Source organism: Hymenobacter rubripertinctus (assembly GCF_003583925.1).
GTDB lineage: Bacteria > Bacteroidota > Bacteroidia > Cytophagales > Hymenobacteraceae > Hymenobacter > Hymenobacter rubripertinctus.
On the sequence record NZ_QYCN01000007.1, the window covers coordinates 119,816 to 143,383 of the forward strand.

Here is a 23,568-nt window from a genome sequence, read left to right on the forward strand (position 1 = left end):
TACTGCATCATAACGTGATGGTTACGTTGTTTTTCGGGTAACCTAATTCTGTGCCAGCCGGTATAGGCAACAGGCCGCGCTTTGAGCGCGGGGCTTTCGTTTACGCGGAAGAGAAATACCTTTGTCCCCTCAAAACCTCCTTTCTCTATGAAAAAAATCCTAACCTCCATCGCAGCCGGCGTACTGACGGTGTTGTCGTTGGCCCCCGATGCGCAAGCGCAAACGTCGGACCGCCGCACAAACATCAGCGTGTACTACAACTGGCTGCAATACCACGGCGACCTGGGGTCGGAGTGGTTCAAGCACGACAAGGTAGAATACGGTCTGGGCCTGACGGTGAGCCGGTACGTGGCCCCCGGTTTGGACGTAGGTCTGGACCTGAGCTACGGCGACATGAAGTTCTCGGCTCCTTATCCCAAGAACGTACAGTTCGCCTACCACCGCTTCGATGCCAACGTGGTGAACGTGGGCATCCCGATCAAGCTGAAGCTCAACAACGGCTGGGCTCTTAAGGAGGATGCGTTCATTGCCCCCTACCTGGTGGTGCAGCCGGGCGTATTCTTCGCCAGCCCCGATCTGTATACTGCCAGCAACCAAGGGCAGGTAGCGAAAAACTCCGACGTGTACGCCTTCGACATTCAGGCGGCGGCGGGTATCAAGTTCCAGTTCTCGCCCAGCGTAGCAGTATTTGTGCAGACGGGCCAGCACTACCCGCTCACCGACCAAGTTGACGGTATTGCCAACGAAGGCAAACTCAACGACCGGTACCTGCAACACAAGTTTGGCTTGTCTTTCAACCTGGGCAAAGCCAAGGACACGGACGGCGACGGTGTGTCGGACCGCAAGGATAAGTGCCCCGATACGCCCAGCGGCGTGCAGGTGGACGAGAACGGTTGCCCCCTCGATGGCGACAAAGACGGCGTTCCGGATTACCAGGATCAGTGCCCGACCGAAGCCGGTACGGCTGCCATGCAGGGTTGCCCCGACCGTGACAACGACGGTGTAGCCGACAAGAACGACGACTGCCCCGATGAGGCGGGCCTGCCCGCATTGCGCGGCTGCCCTGATGCCGACGGCGATGGTGTTGCCGACAAGAACGACAAGTGCCCCAACACCCCCGCCGGCACCCAGGTAGACGGCAACGGCTGCCCACTGGTAACGGACGCCGATGGCGACGGTATTCCGAACGACCGTGACCGGTGCCCCAACACCCCGGCCGGCACCAAAGTAGATGCCAACGGTTGCCCCGAGGTAGATGCTGAGGTTCGCAAGCTGGAGCAGCCCATCCGCTTCGAAACCAACAGCACTGTTATCAAGCGCACCTCGTACGGCACGCTCGATAAGATGGTGCAGGCGCTCAAAGACCACCCCGAGTACAGCATCCGCATAGTAGGACACGCTGACTCGCGTGGTACCGATGAGTACAACCAGGCGCTGTCGGAGCGTCGTGCCGGTTCGGTGAAGCGCTACTTCACCGGCAAGCAGCTCGACCCGGCCCGTATCGTAACGGAAGGCAAAGGCGAATCGGAGCCCGCCGCTCCGAACACGTCGGCCGCCGGTATGTCGCAGAACCGTCGGGTGGAATTCCACTTCGAGTTCTTCATCCCGAATGCTCCCCAGCCTTAAGCTGCCGGAGTAATTAGCAAAAAGGCGGCGTACCCCCGGGTACGCCGCCTTTTTTGTGCGCTGGCCCCAGGGCCGGAACGGTTCCGCACCTCCTGCGTACAGGCAGTATCTTCCCTTTTTCCTTTTTCGCTTTGATATGAAACGACGGATTTTTTCTACGTTACTGGCAGTGGCAGTGGCAGTGCTTTTGCTGGCCGGCTGCCGGACTAGCGGCCCCGGTACGCCGGCGCGCACGGTGGCGCAGTTTTTCAGCAAATACGAAAAGCGCCCCGGCTTCAAAACCACCGACTGGAATGCCAGCCTCACCACCCGCTTCCTGCTGGGCCGCCTGGGTAAGCTCGGGGGTGGCAATGAGCTGACGGAAGCCCTGACTTCGATCCGCAGTACCAAAATCATCACCTTCACGCCCACCAGCAGCAGCGCCCGCAGCCTGGTAGCGGAGGGCTTAAACCAAGAGGTGGACGGGCTGCTGGCCAGTGAGCGGTACACGCCCCTGCCTATTGCCGACGCCAGCGCCGATATTCCGAACCAGATGCGCTACTCGGTCCGCGAGCAGGGCGGGAAAGTATCGGAGTTCGTGGCCGTGGGCCAGCAGCAGACTACCGATTCCTTCGTGCTGGTGTCGGTGGCGGGCAGCTTTACCCGGGCGCAGGTGGCCCAGCTCAGCAAAATTCTGCCAAACGTGGTGAAGGGCGAGCTGTAAATCGGACGCGGATACACCAGCACGGCCACCCATCCGGGGCTTCCTGCCAGGTGGTTAAAACTCCAGCACGTTCAGGAAGTACACGTCGCGGCCGGGGCCACTTGCGGGGCGCACGTGCTGGTAGCCCACGGCCAGGAAGCGGCTGCCGTACCAGGCCATCAGGTGCTCCTGCTGGGTGCTGGTCGCCTTTTCTTCCCGTATGCCGATTTCGGTAGGAGAGGAGCGCAGCGTTACCTGCCAGTCGTTGGGCGCAGTGGCCGACTGGTTGACGACCTTGAAATAGAACTTGTCATCCTTGAGGTAGGCTACGGCGAACTGCCCGTCGGGCAGAGGGCGGAAGCAGACGGTTTCCTGCAACTGAAAGTGGTCGACTTCCTTCAGCAGAAAGGCGTTGTCCCAGAGCAGGTTGCCCTGGCGGTCGAAACCGCAGATGAGGGCATGGGTGGTGCGGTAGCCTTCGGAGGGGCGCCGGCCGTTGTAGAAGCTGTTGTAGCGGGACGGATACCCGAACCCGTTGAGCGCTCCCGGGCTGCCGTAGCCGTAGTTGCCGAGGCCGCCGTAGTTGCCGGAGGGATAGTTCGACATGTTGTAGCGCGGGTAGTACACCTCCGACACGAGCACGTAGCCTTCCGCAGTCGGCAGCATGTCGTGCATGAGCAGCTGGAAACGGTGCCGGAACTGGCGGTCGGAGGCGCGGAGCCGCTCGTTGCGCTGGCGCAGGCGGGCTAAGCGGGCCGGCTTCATGAAATCAAAAAAGTGCTTGAAGTTCAGAAAGTCGTAGAAGCGCAGGGAGCGGCGCTGGCCGGTTTCGGTGACTCCGGCCGTGAGGTCGGAGGCAAACAGGCCCTGGGAGTAGCGCGAGTCGCGTAGCGTATACGTGCCGGCCAGCAGGCGGGCGGCGCTGTCGCCGGGGCTGAGCTGGGCATCGAGCAGGCCCCGCTCGCTGCCGGCCTGCACGAATTCGGAGTGCAGCAGCCGGCCACCGTCGTCGAGCTGCTTGAGCTGAAGGCGCGACTTGAGGCCATTGGTTTCGCTCAGAATCAGCTCGGCCCGCTTGGTGACGGAATCGGCCAGGAAAGTAAAGCGCGTGGGTAAGGCCTCGAACACCGACGGCAGAAACCGGAACGTGGCCGCGCGCAGATCCAGCAGCAGCAGCGTCAGGTGCTGGTCCACTTCCACCGTCACGAACAGGTTGCCTTCGAGGGCCTTGAGGTCGTGGACCTGGCGGGCGCGCTTGGTTTTGAACTCGCCCTGGCCCAGCTCCCCGGTCCGGGTATCGAACGCCGCTACCCAGAGCGTGCCGGTATCCAGGCCACTAAACAGGGCGTACACATCGGTGCCCTCCGCGCAGATCCGCTGGAAGTCGTAGCCCCGTGGCACCGTCAAGGCCACCGGCTCACGGGGGCGCAGGTTTTTATCGAATTTCTGAAAATAGTATTCCGTTTTGCCCACCAGCACCGGGTTGTGCTCCACCAGCAGCACCAGGCTGCTGTCTTCGGGCATGGGCTGCACCTGCACCTCACTGTTGGACGATTCCAGCACCAACTCGGTGCGCAGCAATTGGCGGGGCGCAATGGCCGGTTCGGGAGCACCGGACTGCTGCCCCAGTGCACCCGAATTAAATCCCAGCAGGCAAACAAGCAGGTAGCAGTATTTCATAGCGAAGGCCGCAAGAATCAGGGCACGAAGTGCTTACGTAAGATACAGGGAAAGGCGGGTATCACCTAACACTGCTGGCCCGAATATGATGCCGCAACACCTACAAATGCACACGGCCCGCCTGCTGAAAAAGGTGGGCCGTGTGCATTTGTAGGGAGCCGGCCGGAGCCGGGTGAGGGGCCGTAGTAGTGGGTGCCGGCCCGGAATAGCGTAAGGATCAGGCTCCCAGCTCCAGCAGCACGTCGAATTCATCGGGTTTGAGGGGCATCACCGACAGGCGGGACTGGCGTAGTAAGGCAATCTGGGTGAGGCGCTCGTCCTGCTTGATGCGGGCCAGCGTGACGGGCGTAGCCAGGGCCTGATGGGGGCGCAGGCGCACGGCTACCCAGTCGGAACCGGCGGGGGCCGTAGCATCGGGGGCGGCCGGAGCAGCTACCTCGGCTACGCCCACCACCTGCTTCTCCGTCACGCTGTGGTAGTAAAGCACCAGGTCGCCGGGCTGCATGGCGCGCAGGAAGTTGCGGGCCTGGTAGTTGCGCACGCCGGTCCAGTCGGTGCTGCCCTCGCGGGTGAAATCGGCCCAGGAGTAGGCCGCGGGTTCAGATTTAACGAGCCAGTAGTTCATGACCCGAAGGTAAGGCCCGGCGGCCGATGCGTGACCAGGATTACTGCTGATCTTCGAACCGGACCTTGAGGGTGGAGGCGTCCACTACTTCCAGCCGGAGCTGCTGCGTGCCGAGCTCGGTGGTGGTAGTGAGCACGATGGGCGGGCAGCCGGCAACGGTGTGCCAGCTGCCCCGGATGGTCAGCGGCTCATCGGCCGGGCCGAAGGAGTGGATGATGTAGGTGCTGTCGGGGGTGAGCTGAAAACCGGTGGTCATGCCCATCTGAAACGTGCCCTGCAACTTGTACGTCTCAAAGCCGTCGGCATCTTTGGGTACGAGCGTATTGTACCAGTCTTTGCTGAGCGTGGAGCGTAGCAGGGCCGGGGAGCAGGCCGACAGCGCCCGCTCACTCGGGGCCCGCTCGCTCACGGCGGTGCAGGCGGTCAGCCCCGTCAGCAGGAGCATAAAAACGGCAGGAAGGGTAGCGTAGCGCATAAGCAAGGAGTTGGCTGGAGGATTGGTTGAACTACTGTTGGCCAGCAGCATTGCGCGGGGCGCGCCCAATCTGCCAGAACTACCGGCTAAAGTGGCTAAAAAATAGGATTATTTAGTCAATACGGGCTTCTAAATGTTCCTCGGCAGGCTTCAGGATGCGCAACTGGTAGCCTGCCCGGGCGGGGTCCTGAAAGGAAATCCGGTAGGTCTGGCCGCTTTCCGCCCGCCAGGTGCCCCGGTACGCTACCGGGCCGTCGGCCGGCCCGAGGGCATATTCCAGGTAGGTGCCATCCGTATTGAGGCGAAAACCCGAGTAGCGCCGGCCCTGGCTTTGGGTAGTGGTGCTGTAAATGGTATAGCCCTTTTTGCCGGTTTGGAAGGTGCTAAACCAGTCTTTGTCCTGAATCGGGGTGGGGGCTTCCGATTTCCGGCAGCTGCCCAAAGTCAGTAAACCCAGGGAAACGAGGAGGCTGAAACGCAGCATAGCGGTAAACGATACGGGTAACGGGCAAAAGCACCCCCCGGCAGGATACCGCTTCGGGGCAGATGGTTGCGGGGGCTACAAATCTTTGCGCCGCACTTTCAGCACGTTGTTTTCCAGCGACACGATTTCGAGCAGGTAGTCGGGCTCCTTCTTATCGTCGAGACTGATGCGGACGGTGCGCTCATCCTGGGCCTTCCACTGGCCTTTGCGGCCCTCAATGCCATCGGTGGGGGCAATGTCGTACTGGGTGAACAGGCCATTGTGGTCGAAGGCGAAGCCGGTGCGGCCCCTGGACGGGCCGAAGGCGTAGGTGTTGGGGCGGTACACGCGCACGTCGCCCTGGTCGTCTTCGTGGGCGTGCAGCCAGGTGCCTTCCAGCTGCTTGAGCGTCATCGTCTGGGAGTCGGTATTGCAGGTGGCCGCCAGGAGCAGCACGCTCAGCAGGGCAAAAACGGTGAATATGCGCATGGCGGGAGGTGTTAGGGAGTTGGGAAGTTACGCAGTTGTCGGTTGCCAGTTGTCAGTTGCCAGTTGCCAGTTGTTGGTTGTCAGTTGTCAGTTGTCGGTTGTCAGTTGTCAGTTGTTGGTTGTCAGTTGTCGGTTGTCGGTTGTCAGTTGTCAGTTGTTGGTTGTCAGTTGTCGGTTGTCAGTTGAGAACGTCATTCAGAGCGCAGCGAAGAATCTCGCCTGTAGTAACTGAACAGACGCATCTACAACGATTAGCACGTGAGATTCCTCGGCTCCGCTCGGAATGACGTTCTCAACCGACAACTGACAACCAACAACTGACAACTAGCAACTGACAACTAGCAACTGACAACCGACAACTACCTTTGCCTGCTATGGACAACCGCGCCCTCACCCGTGCCTTCCGCCTCGCGGCCCAGCTTCTGGAGCTGCACGAGGAAAATCCGTTTAAAATCCGGGCCTACGAAGGCACTGCCAACGCCCTGGAAGCCCTCAGCTTCCCGGTAGCCGACGTGGAGCGTACCGGCCTGCCCGACCGCATGGGCCTGAGCAAAACGGCCGCCGCCAAAGTGGCCGAAATGCTCGATACCGGCTCGTTCGAGGACCTCACGCGCCTGCTGGCTGCCACCCCGCCCGGCGTGGTGGAGCTGCTGAAGATCAAAGGCATCGGCCCCAAAAAAATTCGCAGCCTGTGGAAAGAGCTGGGCGTAGAAAGCGCCGGGCAGCTGCGCGAAGCCGCCGAAACCGACCAGGTAAGTAAGCTCAAGGGCTTCGGCCAGAAAACCCAGCAGGCCATTCTGGAGGCCCTCGATTTCACCGACCAGAGCCGGGGTAAGCTGCTCTACCCCCAGGCCGAGGAGCTGGCCCACGACCTGCTGGCCCGCCTGCAAGCCGCGCCCGGCGTAAGCCAGGCCGCCGTGAGCGGGGAAGTACGCCGCCGCCGCGAAACCATCGAAACCGTGCTGCTGGTAGCGGCCACCCCTGCCCCGGCCGCCGTCCACGAGCTGCTGGCTGGCCTCGACGGCCTCATGCCCGACCCGCGCCGCAGCGGCCCGTTTGCCTGGCGCGGCACGGCCACGGCCTCGGGCGTGAAAGTGGAGGTGCGCCTGGTAGCCCCGGCCGAATTCATCAACCAGCTGCTGCTCACCTCGGCCGCCGAGGGCCATCTGACCGGGGCGCTGGCTGCGGAACTGCTGCCCGGCCAGCCGGCCAGTCTGCGCCAGTGGCTGAAGCGGGAGCAGTTTGCTTCGGAGGCGGCTCTCTACGAGCGGGCCGGTCTGCAATACGTGGAGCCCGAACTGCGCGAAGGCCTCTGGGAGCTGCCCCTGGCCCGCGAAAACAAGCTGCCCCGGCTGCTGGAAGATGGTGACCTGCGCGGCTCCCTGCACAACCACAGTACCTACTCCGACGGCAACCACAGCCTGCGCGAAATGGCCACCTTCCTGCGCGACCAGGGCTACGACTACCTCGGCATCTGCGACCATTCGCAGGCGGCGCACTATGCCAACGGCCTGCCCGTGGAGCGGGTGCGCCAGCAGCACCAGGAAATTGATCAGCTGAATCAGGAGCTGGCCCCGTTCCGCATCTTCAAGGGCATCGAATCCGATATCCTCTCCGATGGCTCCCTGGACTATCCGCCCACGGTGCTCGAAACCTTCGATTTTATCGTGGCCTCGGTGCATTCCAACCTGAAAATGGACGAGCGCAAGGCCACTACGCGGGTGCTGCGGGCCATCGAGAACCCCTATACCACCATGCTGGGCCACCCTACCGGCCGCCTGCTGCTGCGCCGCGAAGGCTACCCCCTCGACCACAAGGCCGTCATCGACGCCTGCGCCCGGCACCAAGTCATCATCGAAATCAACGCCAACCCCTGGCGCCTCGACCTCGACTGGCGCTGGGTTCATTATGCCCTGGAGCAGGGTGTGCAGCTCAGCATCAACCCCGACGCCCACCACACCAACGGCTACGCCGATATGCGCTACGGCGTGTTCATGGGCCGCAAAGGCGGCCTGACGAAGGACATGACTTTCAACGCCAAAACGGCGGCGGAAGCGGCCGGCTACTTCGCCCAGCGCAAAGCCGCCATCAAACCCCCGCTGGAGTTCCGGGATTCGCTGTTTGGGTAGGGGTCGGGTTAGTCAAAAAGAACGTCATTCCTCGGCAAGCTCGGAATGACGTTCTTTTTGACTAACAACTAACAACTAACAACTAACAACTAACAACTGGACACTGGCAACTGATATGAAAATTCTCATTCTGCGCTTTTCCTCCATCGGCGATATTGTGCTGACTACGCCGGTTATCCGGGCCGTGAAGCAGCAGGTGGCGGGGGCGCGGGTGCATTTTGCCACCAAGCCGGCCTTCCGGGGTATCATGGAAAACAACCCCTACGTGGACCGGGTACACTGCCTGACCGGAAGCCTGGGGGAGCTGGTGGCCGAGCTGCGGGCCGAACAGTTCGACTTCATCATCGACCTGCACCACAACCTGCGCACCAGCCTGATCAAGGCCCGGCTGGGCGTAAAATCGGCCAGCTTCGACAAGCTCAACGCCCGCAAATGGCTGCTCGTGAACTGGAAGGTGAACACGCTGCCCCGGGTGCATATTGTGGAGCGCTACCTGGCCGCCGCTGCCCCGCTGGGCGTGCGCAACGACCAGCAGGGGCTGGATTACTTCATTCCCGGCCCAGACGAGGTGGACGTGGCCACGGCGTTGCCGCCCGCCTTCCAGCACGGCTACGTGGCCTTCGCCATCGGGGCTCAGCACGCCACCAAACGGTTGCCGGTGGAGCGCATTATCGAGCTGTGCGGACTGCTGCGCCAGCCCATCGTGCTGCTCGGCGGACCCGCCGACGAGAGTACCGGCCATATTGTTGAGGCCGCCTTTGATGCCGGCGTGGCCGGTTCGCCGCCCGCGCCGGGGCGCATCCCCGACAGCCCGTCGCACTTTCCGCCCCTTCCGCCTACTGTCGGGCCTCAAACCATCATCTACAATGCCTGCGGGCGGTTCAACCTGAATCAGTCGGCCTCCCTGGTGCGGCAGGCCCGGCTGGTGGTCAGCCACGATACCGGCCTGATGCACATTGCGGCGGCTTTTGAGAAGGAAATTCTGAGTGTGTGGGGCAATACGGTGCCCGAGTTCGGCATGTACCCCTACCGGACCGAGTTCCGAATTCTGGAAGTGAGCGGGCTCTCGTGCCGGCCCTGTTCCAAAATCGGGTACGCGCAGTGCCCCAAAGGCCATTTCAGGTGCATGCGCGACATCCGGTTCGACCTGGAAGGGTAGGGGCACGGGCTGCGGCCGAAAAGCCCGGCAAGCGAATCCGCACAACGACCCGGCGTGGGGGCCGTACGCCTCTTGGGCACTGCTGTGGCGCACCAATTCTGGGAAATGGCCGGAAAGGACGTTTTCTGAAGCCGCCGCGCAAGCAGTGCCCAACAGCAGTTCTTCACTGCTGTCACGCAAGTCGCTTCCGGTATCTGCGGTAGCAGGTCGTTTTTCGTTGCTCGTTTTTCGGGGCTGATTGGTGAATGAAGGTGAAGCAGCCCCGAAAAATGAGCAACGAGAAACGAATGCTTCAACGGCTACTGCGTAACAGCACTTTTTCACTTATTCCTCCTTGCCATGTCAGCTTACGATACGCTCAGCGGTGCCATCCGCGACCTGCAACAACGCGGTTTCGACCAGGATTTCAATATCGCGTCCACCCATCTGCACTGCCCCGGCCTGGAGCTGGAGCTGCATCCCGAGCACTTTCAGGTGCGCGAGTTCTACCGCTTCGAGGGCAACACGGACCCCGGCGATGAGAGCGTGCTTTACGCCATTGAGTCGGACCAGGGCGTGAAGGGGCTGCTGGTGAGTGCTTACGGGGCGTACTCGGAACCGGTCAACGACGAGCTCATGCAAAAACTCAATATGCCCAGCGCCTGAACTATGCCGGATACTCCCAACGAAAACGATAAAACGGTGCTGGTGAAAGTCGGCCCGGAAGCCCTGCTGGCCGACGTGCGGGCCGGCCGCCATACCTGGCTCGTGGATGAGCCCGTGGCCGTGGGCGGCCAGGACGCCGGCCCCACGCCTTACGACTTGCTGCTCTCGGCCCTGGGAGCCTGCACCGCCATCACCCTGCGCCTCTACGCCACCCGGAAAAAATGGCCCCTCGAAGGAATTGAGGTGCGCCTGCGCCACCAACGCGTGCACGAGCAGGACTGTGAGCAGTGCGAACAAGCCGGCCACACGCTGGACGAAGTGCGCAAGGAGCTGCGCCTGCTGGGGCCACTCGACGAGCAGCAGCGGCAGCGCCTGGAGGCCGTATCCCAGAAGTGCCCGGTGCAGAAAACGCTCATGAGCGGCCTGCGCATTATCACGGAGCTGGTTCCGGCCGGCACGGATTTTCCCGCCTGAGGCACCCGGGCCGCCGGGTTCCGCCCTGCTTCCGCCCCCCTGCCTGACCCATAACGCAACAAACGCAACCGCCTCCTCTGCGAGCGTGCCCGGCACGCGGGCTCAGGGGTGCTGCGTTTGTTGCCTGACTACTGGTACCAGCCTTCCGCCACCGCACGGCGGCCGGCCCGGCTGGTGTGGTGGCTAAGCCGGTGCACCAGCCGGGTTGGTGCCGGTCCCGCCGGCCGCGTAAAGAACCGGCCGCTTAGGGGGCGGAAAAGGCCTTTGCTACGGTTGAGGTTGGGGTACTGCCCGCCGCCGCTCCGGGTTGCCAGGCGCTGGCAAACGGGAAAATTCCGGATATATTTGCTTGTATCCCTTCCTTTTTGCCTGGCCTGCCGGAACTGCTCCCCTGAGTTTCGAGGTCTGCCTGCTATGTCTGTTTCCGCTGCTTCCCTTCCCATCCTGACCCGTTTGCGGCAGCAAACCCGGGCCGCTCACGATGCCCTGGAGCAGCAGGAATTCAACCGGGCCCTGGCCACCGGCACCCTGACGGAGGCGGCCACTCACCGGTTTCTGGCCAAGCTCTACGGCTTTGTGGTGCCCTTTGAAAAGCAGCTCCGCCTGCACGCCGCCGAATTCGGGCCGGAGTGGGAGCTGGAGCGCCGCGCCCGCGCCCACCTGCTGGGCCAGGATTTGTCCCAGGCCGAACACTTGCCGCTGGCCCCGCAAATGCCGCCCCTGCACACGCGGGTCCAGCTGCTGGGCGCGCTCTACGTGCTGGAAGGCTCCACGCTGGGCGGTCAGGTCATTGCGCGCCAGCTGGCCCAGGCCGGCATTCCTGCCCGGGCCTACTTCAGCGGCCACGCCGGGCACACGGGCAGCCTCTGGAAGTCTTTTACCGCCCTGCTCACGGAAGCCGCCACCCCCGAGCTGGCCGACGACATCGTGGCCTCCGCCCTCCTCACCTTTCAACGCCTGCACGAATGGATCGAATCGGACACGTACTAACGGATGAGAGCCTGCAAGCAGAGGTCGTTACGCTGACCAACTGCGACCGGGAGCCGATTCACATCCCCGGTTCCATCCAACCCTACGGCTTTTTGCTCTGCCTCGACCCGCGCACGCAACGGGTGGTGCAGGCCAGCGCCAACACGGCAGATATGGTGGGACTGGCCGCCGACGACCTTATTGGGCAGGATTTGTCCGCCTTCTTTTCCGAAGAACGGCTGCGGGAGCTGGCGGCGCAGTGGGTTTCGCTCACCGAAAATCACCGCCTGCAAGGGGTGCGCCTGAATCAGTTGCCCGGCCAGCCCTTCTTCAAGCTCATCCAGCACCGCTTCGACGACTTGCTGTGGCTGGAGTTTGAGCCGGTCGAGCCGGCGGCTACCGGGCCGCTGGACCTGCCCTCCCTCAACGAAGCCCTGAGCCAGATGCTGGGGGCCGAGTCGGTACTGGAATTCTGCCAGCACGCCGTGCAGCAAATCAGCAACATCACGGGCTTCGACCGGGTGATGATGTACCGCTTTGCCGACGACGAGAGCGGGGAGGTGGTGGCCGAGGTGCGCGCGCCCGGGCTGGAGCCTTTTCTGGGACTGCGCTACCCGGCCACCGATATTCCGCAGCAGGCCCGGGCTATGTACCTGCGCAACTGGCTGCGCTTCATTGCCGAGGTGGGCTACGTGCCCGTTCCGCTGGTGCCCGTGCGCACGCCCGCTACCGGCCGCCCGCCCGACATGACCTACGCCGTGCTGCGCAGCGTGTCGCCCATCCATGTGCAGTACCTGCGCAACATGGGCGTGCAGGCTTCCATGAGCGTTTCGCTGATCCGGGACGGGAAGCTCTGGGGCCTGATCGTGTGTCACCACAACTCGCCCCGTCTGGTCAGCTACGAGCTGCGCGACCTGTGCCAGTTTATCGGTAAAACGTTTTCGTCGCTGCTCAAAAGCAAGGAGCAGGCCGAGGATTACCAGTACCAGCTGCGGCTACGCCAAACCCAGGCCGACCTGTTTGCCCGCATGGCCGAGCTGCCCGATTTCCGCCGCGCCCTCTACGACCACGCCCCCACGGTTATGGACTTGTTCCGGTGCGGGGGCGTGGCCGTGTGCTTCGATCAGCAGACGGCCACGCTGGGGGCCACGCCCACGCCCGAAGAGCTGGGCGAGCTGATGGAGTGGTTGCACCTGAACGCGCCCGAGGAGGTGTTTCATACCAATTCCTACGCCCGCCTCCACCCCGCGGGCGTGAAGCTGCGGGCCGTGGCCAGCGGCATTATGGCCATCTGCCTCGACCGCCAGAACCGGGACTACATCCTCTGGTTCCGGCCCGAGGTAGTGCAGCAGGTGACCTGGGCCGGCCGCCGCGAAAAGCCCGAAACCACCCACAACGGCGAACTGTTCCTCTCGCCCCGGCAGTCGTTTGCCGCCTGGAGCGAGTCGGTGGAAAACACGGCCGAAGCCTGGCGCAGCATCGAAGTAGCGGCTGCCCAGGAGCTACGCCTGCGCATTGCCGACATCCGGCTCAAGATGTTTGATGAGGTGCAGGCCCGCGCCACGCTGCTGGGCCGCCTCAACGAGGAGCTGGAGCGCAGCAACGAGGAACTGGATTCGTTTGCCTACGTGGCCTCGCACGACCTGAAAGAACCCCTGCGCGGCATCCACAACTACTCGCTGTTCCTGCTGGAAGACTATGCCGATAAGCTGGATGCCGAGGGCGTGGAAAAGCTCCAGACCCTGATCCGGCTCAGCAAGCGCATGGAAAATCTCATTGAGTCGCTGCTCAAACTCTCGCGGGTGAGCCGGCTGGAAACCAGGCTGCACCCGGTGCGGGTGGCCGACGTGCTGCACGAGGTGCGGGATATGTTGCAGGTGCGCCTTGCCCAGACCGCTACCACGCTGGAAATAGAAGGCGAGCTGCCCGTGGTGCTGGCCGATGCGGTACGGCTTGGTGAAGTGCTCAACAACCTGCTCACGAACGCCATGCGCTACAACGATAACGCCCACCCCTACGTATGGGTGGGCGTAGCGCCCGCTACTGTTCAGGGGCCGCGCGGAAGCACGCCGCCGGGCTTTTGCACACTCTACGTGCGCGATAACGGTATCGGTATCGACCCCCGCCACCACGAGAATATCTTCCGGATATTCAAGCGCCTGCACGGCCCGAACAAATACGGCGGAGGTACCGGTGCCGGGCTGGCCATTGCCAGGAAGATGATTGAAAAGATGGGCGGCCAGATCTGGGTCGACTCCGTTGCCGGCCAGGGGGCCACGTTCTATTTCTCCGTTCCAACGCCGCACTAACTTGACGACCACCGCCATCAAGCCCATTCTGGTTATTGAAGACAGCACCGAAGACTTTACGGCGCTGGGCCGGGCCTTTCGCAAACATGCCCTCCAAAACCCGGTGCTCCGGTGCGAAGACGGCGAACAGGCCCTGGATTATTTGCAGGGCCGCGCAGTTGGCTGGCCCCGGCTCCTGCCGGCCATTATTCTGCTGGACCTGAACATGCCCGGCCTCGACGGCTTCGACGTGCTTTCCGTCATCAAGCAGGACGGTAGCTTGCAGTCCATCCCGGTGGTCATATTCACCACGTCTTCCAACGACCAGGACATTGCCGCTTGCTACCGCCTGGGAGCCAACAGCTACCTCACCAAGCCTATTGGCTACGCTGAGCTGGAAGAAAAAGTACGACTGATCGTGCATTACTGGCTGGAAGCTTCCGAACTGCCCGCTTAATCGTCTAATGCACTCGTGTATCCGTGAAAAAAATCCTGCTGGTTGATGATAACGAGGCCGACCGGATGTTGTATCGCCGCTACCTGAACCGGCAGCAGGGCCACGAAACCCTGGATTTCCGGGAGGCCGCTTCGGGCGAAGAGGCCCTGGCCGTGTTCGGGGACTACCGGCCCGATTGTGTTCTGCTGGATTACAACCTGCCCGATATGACGGGCATGGACATTCTGCTCGGGCTTCAGCAGCGGCGGCCAGTGGCCGAGTTATGCGTTATCATGATTACGGGTGGCGGCAGTGAGATGCTGGCTGCCCGGGCGCTCAACTCGGGCGCATCTGATTACCTGGTGAAGGGAGCCTTCGATCAGGAGCTGCTCAGCCGGACGGTGAGGCACGCCATCGAAAAAAACGAGTGGCGCCAGTACCACGCCCGCTACCATCAGGAGCTCGAATCGGTGAATCAGCGCCTGCGCGACTCCCTCATCAGCTTGGAGCAGGTGAAGCAGGAACTCGACCACAAGAACGAGGCATTGGTGGCCGCGCACCAGCAGCAAAAGCACCACAATCACGAGCTGGACCGCATCAACCGCCAGCTGGCCCGCACCAACGCCGACCTGGATAATTTCGTGTACGCCGCTTCCCACGACCTGCGCCAGCCCGTGCACAATCTGCGGGGGCTGTTCGAGGAGCTGCGCCGCGGGGCCACCTTCCACGACCCCGACGCCGCCCAGCTGCTGCGCCTGACGGATACCTCCCTGCTGGCCCTGACCACTACCATCGACGACCTTTCGAGGGCTGTGCAGGAGCAGCGCCGGTCCGGCGAAGAACCCACCCAACAGGTTGTGCTGAGCGAAGTAATGGCGGACGTATGCCAGACGTTGCAAACCCAGGTAAACGCCACCAACGCCCGTATTCTGACCGATTTTACTGCCTGCCCCACCGTCCGTTACGCCCGCACCGACCTGCGCACGGTGCTGCTGAACTTGGTAGCGAATGCCATTAAATACCGTCGGCCCGAAGCGGTGCCCGTTATTCGGGTGCGGAGCCTGCCAACTACCGGGCCGCCGGTCGTGCAGGTGCAGGACAATGGCCTGGGCATCGATTTGAACCGGCACGGCGCGGAGCTGTTTCAGCTGTTCCGCCGCTTTCATCCCGAAGTAGCCAGCGGAACCGGCGTGGGCCTGTTCCTGGTCAACCGCCTGGTGCAGACCGCCGGCGGCCACGTGGAAGTAGAGAGCCAGCCCGGGGCAGGAACTACCTTCAGCGTGCATCTGGCCCAGTGAGTGGCTTTGGCGGTAACACCAAGCAGCACCGCCGTCGCAAACTACCCTCCGGGCGGTTCCTGATTCTGCGTAAGCGCAAGGCCCCTGACGTACTCACGTCAGGGGCCTTGCGCTTACCAATCGTGGGCTGAGGGTAGAACAACGACTGTTGGCGCGCTATCCGCCATGCCAGACCTGTCACTCACTCACTCACTCACTCACTCACTCACTCCCCATTTTATCGGATTACCTCGAACCCGCAGTAGGAGTGGAGGGCGGCGGGCAGGCGGATGCCTTCGGGTGTCTGGTTGTTTTCGAGCAGGGCCGCCACGATGCGGGGCAGGGCCAGGGCCGAGCCGTTGAGCGTGTGCAGGAACTGGGTTTTGCCGTTTTCGGGGCGGTAGCGCAGCTTGAGGCGGTTGGCCTGGTAGGTTTCGAAATTGGAGGCCGAGCTGACTTCCAGCCACCGCTGCTGGGCCGCGCTCCACACTTCCAGGTCGTAGGTGAGGGCCGAGGTGAAGCTCATGTCGCCGCTGCACAGGCGCAGCACGCGGTAGGGCAGCTCCAGCTTCTGCAACAGCCCTTCGATGTGGGCCAGCATATCTTCCAGGGCCGCGTAGCTGTTCTCGGGCTGCGTGATTTGCACGATTTCTACCTTATCGAACTGGTGCAGGCGGTTGAGCCCCCGCACGTGCGCGCCCCAGGAACCGGCCTCGCGGCGGAAGCAGGGCGTGTAGCCGGCGTTGCGGATGGGCAACTGGTCGGGCGCGATGATGTCGTCGCGGTAAAGATTGGTGATGGGCACCTCGGCCGTCGGAATCAGGTACAGGTCGTCGGCGGTGGCGTGGTACATCTGGCCCTCCTTGTCGGGCAGCTGGCCGGTGCCGTAGCCCGAGGCCTCGTTGACCAGAATCGGGACCTGCACCTCGGCGTAGCCGGCGTGGCGGGCTTCATCCAGGAAAAAGTTGATGAGCGCCCGCTGCAACCGGGCACCCTGGCCTTTGTAAACCGGGAAACCGGCCCCGGTAATCTTGTTGCCTAGGGCGAAATCGATGATGTCGTACTGCTCGATCAAGTCCCAGTGGGGCTTGGCGTCGGCGGCCAGTTCGGGTTTGGCGCCTACTTCGCGCACCACCTCGTTATCATCGGCTGAGCGGCCGGCCGGTACACTCTCGTGGGGCAGGTTGGGCAGCTTGTAGAGCTGCTGCTGCAACTCTTTTTCTACCCCGGTCAGCTCCTCCGAGTGCGCTTTAGTCTGCTGCTTGAGCTCGCCCGTGCGCACTTTCAGCGTTTCGGCCCCGGCCTTGTCGCCGGCCTTCATCAGCCCCCCGATCTGGCGGGCCAACTCGTTGGCTTCGGCCTGGGCCTGGTCGTGGCTGGTTTGCAGATCCTTGCGGCGCTGGTCGAGGGCGAGAATAGCCTGCACGTCGGCCTCGGCCGTGGCATAATGGCGTTTGGCCAGGCCGGCCAGTACGGCGGCGGTTTGTTCTCTGATGACGGAAACTTGCAGCATAGGAGCAGAATACGCAGAATGGAATGCCCAAAAATAGCCGTTTGATTCGGGAGATACCGCCGCCCCCCGGCCAGAACCCGTAAAATACCCCCATCGGGCCGTATTATTCCCCTGAGCAGGCTAGCTGCGAAGGCCAGGAGAACCACGAACCGGCGGCTTAACCGGCTGGTGCCCCGCATCCTTTGCATGCGTTCCTGCGTATGGGGCAGAACTGCGAAATCTGATGCCCGATTTGGCAGTTCCCCCGTATTACGCTAACATTGCACGTACAAGTCGGCTCTGGCCGGCGGGCCTGTTTGCATTTCAGTACCACGCCCCGCCCGTATCTGCCCCGCGCTAGTCGGCTTCACCCTCGGTTTTCGTTCTCGCTTCTCTCTGCGTCAGGCACCGCGCTGCGGCTGCCTTTTGTGCCCGGAATGGCCCCAACCCCTTTGTATGGGTTTCGCGTGGCCCTGCCCCCTTTTTGCCCCACATCTTATATGTACACTATTGACGAGTTGAAGGACCGCCTGCTGTCCGAACTAAAGGAAATTGCCGAAACCCAGAAGGTTGGTAACTTCAAGAAACTCAGCAAGCAGGATCTTATTTACAAGATTCTCGATCATCAGGCGGCTATTCCGGCGGCCAAATCGGCTCCGAGGGAAGCCCCAGAAACCGTTGCGGTTCCGGCCGAGGCCGCTGCCCCAGCCGCCAAGGAGGCCAAAGCTGCCCCGGCGGCCAAAAAAGCGGCTCCGCGTGCTGCGGCTGCCCGGGCCACCGCCCCGCGCCCGGCTACTTCCCGCACCAAAGCAGCCGTTGCGGCAGCAGCGGCCACCGAGGAGGCTCCGGCTGCCGCGCCGGCTCCGACTGCCGCCCCAGTTCCGACTGTCACCCCAGTGTCGGGTGCCCCAACCGACTCCCAAGCCACGGCCCCGGCTATTGCGGCCGAAACTGCGGCCGTGCCGACTCCGGATGAAGCCGCCGCTGATATGGCCGGGGTGCCCGAAGCCGAGCGCCCGGTGAAGCTCTACCAGCGCCCGGAGCGCCGCACCCGCACCGACCGGGCCGGCCGGCCCATTGCACTGCCGCCGCTTTCGGACACCGACGTTGCCCCCGGCCTCCCGCTGCCAGTAGCCCCGGAAGAGGTGCCGGAAATGGAAGCTGCCCGCGAACCTGGCCCGGCCCCGCGCCGCGCCGATCAGCCCCGGGTGTTCCGCCCCGMCCAGCCCCGCAACGACCAGCCYCGCAACGACCAGCCTCGCAACGACCAGCCYCGCAACGACCAGCCTCGCAACGACCAGCCTCGCGGCCTGCGGGACGGCAACCGCCCCGACGGCCGCGAAATGCGTGAGCAGCGCCGCGAGGAGCGGTACGCCGCCCGGGAACTGGCCCGTCAGCAACGCCTGGCCGAACGGCAGAACAGCGGCGGCGGCGAAGCACCCCGGGCTGACCGGCCCGAGCGTCAGGATCGTCCCGAGCGCCAGGACCAGCAGCAGCGGGCACCCAAGCAGCCGGAGCTGGACATCGTGATTCCCGGCGACGGCACGCTGGAAATGATGCCCGACGGCGGCTACGGCTTCCTGCGCAGCCCGTTCTACAACTACCTGGCCTCGCCCGACGATATTTACGTGGCCCCCCAGCAGGTGAAGCAATTCGCCCTCAAGGCCGGCGACACGGTGAAAGCCACCATCCGCCCGCCCCGCGACGGGGAGAAGTACTTTGCCCTGGTGAGCGTGCAGGGCGTGAACGGCCGCTCGGTGGAAGAAGCCCGGGACCGGATTCCGTTCAACAACCTGACCCCGCTCTTCGCCGAGGAACGCCTCAAGCTGACTACCAAATCGGCCCAGTACAGCACCCGGATTCTCGACCTGTTCGCCCCCATCGGTAAGGGCCAGCGGGGCCTGATTGTGGCCCAGCCCAAAACCGGTAAAACGGTGCTGCTCCAGGAAATTGCCAACGCCATTTCGGAGAACCACCCGGAGGTGTACCTGATGATTCTGCTCATTGATGAGCGCCCGGAAGAAGTAACCGACATGGCCCGCACCGTAAAGGCCGAAGTGCTCAGTTCGACCTTCGACGAAACGGCCGACCGCCACGTGAAAATTGCCACCATCGCCCTCGAAAAGGCCAAGCGCCTCGTGGAGTGCGGCCACGACGTAGTGATTCTGCTCGACTCGATTACCCGCCTGGCCCGCGCCTACAACACGGTGCAGCCCGCTTCGGGCAAAATCCTCTCGGGGGGTGTGGATGCCAACGCCCTGCACAAGCCCAAACGCTTCTTCGGGGCGGCCCGCAACGTGGAAGACGGCGGCTCGCTCACCATCGTGGCCACGGCCCTCATCGAAACCGGCTCCAAAATGGATGAGGTTATCTTCGAGGAATTCAAAGGTACCGGCAACATGGAACTGCAACTGGACCGCAAGCTGGCCAACAAGCGCATCTTCCCCGCCATCGACGTGCCGGCTTCCGGTACCCGCCGCGAAGACCTGCTCATGAGCAAGGACGAGCTCAACCGTATCTGGGTGCTGCGCAAGTTTATGTCGGACATGACGGCTGCCGAAGCCATGGAGTTCCTCAAGGACCGCATGAAAGGCACCAAGGACAACGAAGAATTCCTGCTGGCCATGAACGGCTAAACTGCCCAAAGCTCCACCACGAAAAGAGGCCCGTTGCGCACAGTGCGCAACGGGCCTCTTTTCGTGGTAGGATGCTGATATATTTACTGCCGCACAAAACGCTGCACGTTATGATGGTCGCCGGTAGTCAGCTCCAGAAAGTAGAGCCCGGCGGGCACCTGCTGCATGTTCACCTCACTTCCACCTACGGCGCTACCGGCCAGAACTGTTCGGCCGGCTGCGGTGTACACGCGGTACTGCACGGCCTGCAAGGTGTTGGGCAGCGTGATGGATGTATTGCTGGGGTTGGGGTAGAACGTGGCCGCTATGGTGTTCAAGCCCGCTACCGTCACTACTGACGAGTACGACTGCTTGCCATCAAAATCCACCTGTTGCAAGCGGTAATAGGAAGTAGCCGCCTCCGCATTACGGTCAGTGAAACTGTAGAAGGCACCAGTAACCGTCGTGCCGTTGCCGGTTACTTTGCCAGCCGCCGTGAAGTTCTGCCCATCAAGGCTGCGCTGTACCTCAAAATACGCATTGTTAACTTCCGAAGCCGTCGTCCATTTGGCAAGTACATTATGTGCTTGACGGGATGCGGCAAAGCTGGTGAGCGTGACGGGTAGGGGGTTATTATTTGGGCCCTGGCTTAGCTCAGTGCTGGCCAATACAAAGTCCCCGAGGGTGGCAAATGGACTGCTCGATTGGATAGTGCCGGTAAAGTAAGGTAGAGTACTGGACGTAAGGTTGCTATTGCCTCCTATGTCCGTCCAAGTGCTGCCGCTACTGAGCGCAATACGCAACTTGCTAGTATTGTCAACTTGGTCGTCGGGACCGAAGCTCAGTGTGATTTTGCCATTGTTGAACGTCGCGCCGGTACCAGCGGATACGTTAAAGTAGCGGATGCGCGACACTCGTTTTATACTGCTAGGGGTAGAGGGCGGGAAGGTGCGAGCCGTAGGACTGCCCTCAAACTGTTGGGCTGTGTAGGTATTGGCCGAAGGCTGGTTGGGCGAAAAAGTTAACGGGCGGTACACCGGAGTTGATGCGCGAATAGCACCAATGGGATACACAATGTTTGGTGCGCCGCTAGCCGCTACGCTGGTAGAGCGGGTAAGTGGGCCGTTGACAAAGCTGGCTGCACTACCCCCGGTAAGGCGGGTATCTGTTCCGGTTGCTACATCAAACGGCACCGTAATAGCGTTGCCGTTCAGAGTAGTCAAGATGCCATTCGTCAGGGTCAGGCCGGTTACGGTAACCGGTTTGAGCATGGTTACGCCGGTGGCCGAAGAGTTATTAACAACTAGGCGGGCATTAGCTCCAAAGGTGAGAGTGCCCGAGCCAGTACCGGCTCCGATACCGCCTACGGTTTGGGCCGTCGAGCCATTCAGCGTAACGTTGCTGGCGCTGGCCGGAGTGAAGTTCAGGATCCCCGCTGTAGGTGTCGCATTGCTATTGATGACAATGTTGCCGCCCACCAACGTGCCCGCAGAGGCTCCGGTGCCCACAGAGTTTAGGTTGACAGTAACACCAGTTACCGTCAGGTCATTCTGAATAACCATGTTATTGGCGCCCGCAACAGTAGCCGGACTCAAAAATTGCAGGTTGCCATACTGCTGGCCGACCGGGGAGAAGGTGCCACCCGAATAGATGTAGGTGCTACCGCTATTGAATACCGTTACCGGATTAGCTCCGTCGCTGAAGGGATAACCACCGGTAATCTGCTGGAAAGTCGAGCCGGAATTGAAGACTACCGAACCAGCAGTAGTGGCTATATCATCATTAACGTTAGAATTTCCCGCAGGAATAGAACCAGTGCTACCAAATGGAAATCCCAAAATATTCTGGGTCACAACACTGCCGCCATTCTGTACTTGAACAGCGTTGGCGCTAGCTGCAATTACCCGCTGGGGTAGTGGTGAGCTACTACTGCCCGTAAGGAAAAAGGAGCCGGCAATAGAACTGGTAGCCCCGGCCCCCAGTTGGATAACTGTGTAGCGGTTGCTAGTTGCAGCAGTACTCAGCAGTGTGAAGCTGGAGCCAGCTGATATCACGAAATCATCGCCAGCGAAGTTGTTTGTTATAACGATAGTGCCTGCTCCGTTAGAAGTGCTTGGTGCAATGAATGTTGCACTTACATTATTGATAAACAACAATTGGCTGATAGCAAAATTGCCTCTGATTGTTTGCACGCTGGCTGTAGGAGTTTGACTACCATCAAAGACTAATACATCAAGGGCCTCAGGAGCTTTATTGCCAGCTCCGGTAGGCTGGTATGTTGTTGGATCAACAACGACCCAGCTGCTAGCCACATCAATGGGGGCACCTGTAGCTCCGACCCATTTAATAGTTGCTGCAAAAGTTAGGCCTGGGAATGCCAGCAGTAAAGCAGACAGCATCAACGCCTTTTTACTGCGTGCCAGAGACAATTGGTAGTGGTGAAGCATATGGATGTGAGTGCTTTAGAAATGAGCAGAAGGCGTGGTGCAACAAGACAGTTTGAAATTACGAATCTTCAGCACATAATATGGAATAATAGTTGTAAATAATATTTTTAAGTATCTTTTGTGTTTTGTCAATCTCTTCAGCGAGGCAAGACATTTCCTATGTTTGGTAAAATCCTTGCATAATCGTGGTCTAGGCCGGTAATTTGCCCTCATGCAGCCCCAGCCCGACCTCCCTGAACTACTCTATATCTCCGACCCGCTTTGCGCCTGGTGCTACGGCATGAGCCCGGTTATCGAGCAGGTGCAACAGCAGTTCGGCGGCCGCCTTGATGTGTCGGTGCTCTGCGGCGGGATGTTTACGGGAGAGCAGGTGGGCTCCATTGGCCCCGACTGGCCGCTGATGAGTGGGGCGTTGCAGCAGGTGGCCCAGGTAACGGGCGCCGAGTTTGGCGCCGCGTTCCGGGCGCTGGGGCAGGAGGGCAGCTACGTGCAGGATTCGGCGCCGCCCTGCCGCGCCATTCATGCCTTCCGGCAACTGCGGCAGGAGCAGGCGGCCCGCTTCGCCCATCAGGTGCAGCGGGCGTATTTCCACGAAGGCGCCAACCTGAACGAGCCGGCTACTTACGATGCGCTGGTGGCTGCGTTCGGAATCGAGCCGGCGGAGTTCCGGCAGCGGCTGAGCAGCCCCGAAGTAATCCGGGGAACCGAGTTGGAATTTGCGGCCGTGGGCAAAATCGGGGTTCAGGGCTTTCCTACCAGTATTCTGCGGGTGGGTTCCCAGGGTTTTGTGCTGGCCCGGGGCTTCCAGCCCTACGAGGCCTTCGTGGCCGGCCTGGAAGAGGCCCTGCACCAGGCCGGCCACGAAGGCTGAAAAAGCCGGCGGCTACGGCTCAACCAGGTAGGGCAGATGCACCACTTGCTTTTGCAGCGGCGACCAGGCCAGCACCTGGCGGTCTTCTTTGCCAACGAGGTAACGGAAGCTGATGGCGTCGGGGCGCTGCTGCAAATCGTTCCAGGTGGCTCGGTCGGGGCTGGCCGGCGCGGGCGTCGGGTACGTGGCAGTAGCAGCCAGCTCCGGGCGCTGGAAGTTGTTTTCGGCGAAGAACTCCCCAATGCGGCGGCGCACGTAGGCCTCGCGCTGGGCCTGAGTGGCGGTGGGCGTCTTCATCTCGTACACCAGTGCCGCTTCCAGGTCGGACGAGGTCAGGATTTCGCGGAAAATCACTTCGCCCTGCGCCGTGGTAATAGTGAGTGCGGCCTCCCCACTGAGCACCGACGGCCCGCGCAGCACCAGCGCAAATACGTCGGGGGTAGAAGGGGAGGAGAACAGGTGACGGCGGCGGGCAGTGGCCAGCGTATCGGCAAGGGCATTGATGGGCGCGGGGCGGGCGGTATCGAGGGGCTCCAGAACGCCGGACGCCACCGAATCGGGGGAGGTGGTTGTGGCGCAGGGCAAACGCATGAAGCCTACGTGAGGATTTGTTTGAGGTAGTGAATGTCGTAGGCCGCTTTCACGCGCCGTTTAGCCAGACTTAAGCCGTCGCGTTGTTGGGTGAGCACTTGCAGGGTGAGCTTGCGTAAGGTGGCCAGGTTTTCC

At 61.8% G+C, this 23,568-nt stretch carries 21 protein-coding genes; 12 read left to right on the forward strand and 9 right to left on the reverse strand.

Annotated elements, in window-relative coordinates:
- Positions 1-147 precede the first annotated feature (147 nt).
- Positions 148-1,626, forward strand: a complete 1,479-nt coding sequence (locus tag D0T11_RS23450) for an OmpA family protein (protein WP_119655000.1) — start codon at positions 148-150, stop codon at positions 1,624-1,626.
- A 136-nt stretch (positions 1,627-1,762) separates the two neighbouring features.
- Positions 1,763-2,329 carry a DUF4252 domain-containing protein gene (locus tag D0T11_RS06690; RefSeq protein WP_119655001.1) on the forward strand — a complete coding sequence of 189 codons (567 nt, stop codon included), beginning with the start codon at positions 1,763-1,765 and terminating at the stop codon, positions 2,327-2,329.
- 54 nt (positions 2,330-2,383) lie between these two features.
- On the opposite strand, the gene D0T11_RS06695 is transcribed toward D0T11_RS06690, so the two are convergent.
- The 6 genes from D0T11_RS06695 to D0T11_RS23545 form a co-directional block, all read right to left on the reverse strand.
- On the reverse strand, positions 2,384-3,988 hold the full coding sequence (locus D0T11_RS06695; protein WP_119655002.1) for a hypothetical protein: 1,605 nt from the start codon (positions 3,986-3,988) through the stop codon (positions 2,384-2,386).
- Positions 3,989-4,205: 217 nt separating this feature from the next.
- Complete coding sequence (locus D0T11_RS06700) at positions 4,206-4,613, reverse strand: EVE domain-containing protein (protein WP_119655003.1); 408 nt, start codon at positions 4,611-4,613, stop codon at positions 4,206-4,208.
- Between the two features lie 40 nt (positions 4,614-4,653).
- Entirely contained in the window at positions 4,654-5,088 is a 435-nt protein-coding gene (locus D0T11_RS06705) for a hypothetical protein (RefSeq protein WP_119655004.1), read from the reverse strand.
- 112 nt (positions 5,089-5,200) lie between these two features.
- Positions 5,201-5,572, reverse strand: coding sequence for a hypothetical protein (locus D0T11_RS06710; protein ID WP_119655005.1), 372 nt, complete (start codon positions 5,570-5,572; stop codon positions 5,201-5,203).
- Positions 5,573-5,647: 75 nt separating this feature from the next.
- Positions 5,648-6,040, reverse strand: coding sequence for a hypothetical protein (locus D0T11_RS06715; protein ID WP_119655006.1), 393 nt, complete (start codon positions 6,038-6,040; stop codon positions 5,648-5,650).
- 52 nt (positions 6,041-6,092) lie between these two features.
- Positions 6,093-6,194, reverse strand: a complete 102-nt coding sequence (locus tag D0T11_RS23545) for a hypothetical protein (protein ID WP_119655029.1) — start codon at positions 6,192-6,194, stop codon at positions 6,093-6,095.
- A 220-nt stretch (positions 6,195-6,414) separates the two neighbouring features.
- On the opposite strand from D0T11_RS23545, the gene D0T11_RS06725 reads away from it, so the two are divergent.
- The 8 genes from D0T11_RS06725 (at position 6,415) to D0T11_RS06760 (ending at position 15,438) form a co-directional block, all read left to right on the forward strand.
- A complete protein-coding gene (locus tag D0T11_RS06725) occupies positions 6,415-8,169 on the forward strand; it encodes a DNA polymerase/3'-5' exonuclease PolX (RefSeq protein ID WP_119655007.1) in 1,755 nt (584 codons plus the stop codon).
- Positions 8,170-8,284: 115 nt separating this feature from the next.
- Positions 8,285-9,328: a glycosyltransferase family 9 protein gene (locus D0T11_RS06730; protein ID WP_119655008.1), complete on the forward strand. Its 1,044-nt coding sequence runs from the start codon at positions 8,285-8,287 to the stop codon at positions 9,326-9,328.
- A 339-nt stretch (positions 9,329-9,667) separates the two neighbouring features.
- Positions 9,668-9,973, forward strand: coding sequence for a phosphoribosylpyrophosphate synthetase (locus D0T11_RS06735; RefSeq protein ID WP_119655009.1), 306 nt, complete (start codon positions 9,668-9,670; stop codon positions 9,971-9,973).
- Positions 9,974-9,976: 3 nt separating this feature from the next.
- On the forward strand, positions 9,977-10,447 hold the full coding sequence (locus tag D0T11_RS06740; protein WP_119655010.1) for an OsmC family protein: 471 nt from the start codon (positions 9,977-9,979) through the stop codon (positions 10,445-10,447).
- A gap of 414 nt (positions 10,448-10,861) precedes the next feature.
- On the forward strand, positions 10,862-11,437 hold the full coding sequence (locus D0T11_RS06745) for a biliverdin-producing heme oxygenase (RefSeq protein ID WP_119655011.1): 576 nt from the start codon (positions 10,862-10,864) through the stop codon (positions 11,435-11,437).
- A complete protein-coding gene (locus D0T11_RS06750; protein ID WP_119655012.1) occupies positions 11,413-13,725 on the forward strand; it encodes an ATP-binding protein in 2,313 nt (770 codons plus the stop codon). Before D0T11_RS06745 ends, D0T11_RS06750 begins: the two co-directional genes overlap by 25 nt.
- 1 nt (position 13,726) lies before the next feature.
- Positions 13,727-14,161 (forward strand): response regulator, encoded by a 435-nt coding sequence (locus D0T11_RS06755; protein ID WP_119655013.1) that lies wholly within the window; start codon positions 13,727-13,729, stop codon positions 14,159-14,161.
- Between the two features lie 23 nt (positions 14,162-14,184).
- The gene (locus D0T11_RS06760; RefSeq protein ID WP_119655014.1) at positions 14,185-15,438 is read left to right on the forward strand and encodes a sensor histidine kinase; all 1,254 of its coding nucleotides are present in this window, start codon (positions 14,185-14,187) and stop codon (positions 15,436-15,438) included.
- 217 nt (positions 15,439-15,655) lie between these two features.
- Here the strand turns inward: D0T11_RS06760 and serS are convergent, their stop codons facing one another.
- Positions 15,656-16,930, reverse strand: a complete 1,275-nt coding sequence (gene serS, locus D0T11_RS06765; protein ID WP_119655015.1) for a serine--tRNA ligase — start codon at positions 16,928-16,930, stop codon at positions 15,656-15,658.
- A gap of 479 nt (positions 16,931-17,409) precedes the next feature.
- Between serS and rho the strand changes: the two genes are divergently transcribed.
- Positions 17,410-19,545 (forward strand): transcription termination factor Rho, encoded by a 2,136-nt coding sequence (rho, locus tag D0T11_RS06770; RefSeq protein ID WP_119655016.1) that lies wholly within the window; start codon positions 17,410-17,412, stop codon positions 19,543-19,545.
- Between the two features lie 83 nt (positions 19,546-19,628).
- Here the strand turns inward: rho and D0T11_RS06775 are convergent, their stop codons facing one another.
- Positions 19,629-21,971 (reverse strand): beta strand repeat-containing protein, encoded by a 2,343-nt coding sequence (locus D0T11_RS06775; RefSeq protein WP_119655017.1) that lies wholly within the window; start codon positions 21,969-21,971, stop codon positions 19,629-19,631.
- Positions 21,972-22,182: 211 nt separating this feature from the next.
- On the opposite strand from D0T11_RS06775, the gene D0T11_RS06780 reads away from it, so the two are divergent.
- A complete protein-coding gene (locus D0T11_RS06780) occupies positions 22,183-22,842 on the forward strand; it encodes a DsbA family protein (protein ID WP_119655018.1) in 660 nt (219 codons plus the stop codon).
- A gap of 12 nt (positions 22,843-22,854) precedes the next feature.
- Here D0T11_RS06780 and D0T11_RS06785 read toward each other — a convergent pair whose 3' ends face one another.
- Positions 22,855-23,433, reverse strand: coding sequence for a hypothetical protein (locus tag D0T11_RS06785; protein ID WP_119655019.1), 579 nt, complete (start codon positions 23,431-23,433; stop codon positions 22,855-22,857).
- Positions 23,434-23,568 lie beyond the last annotated feature (135 nt).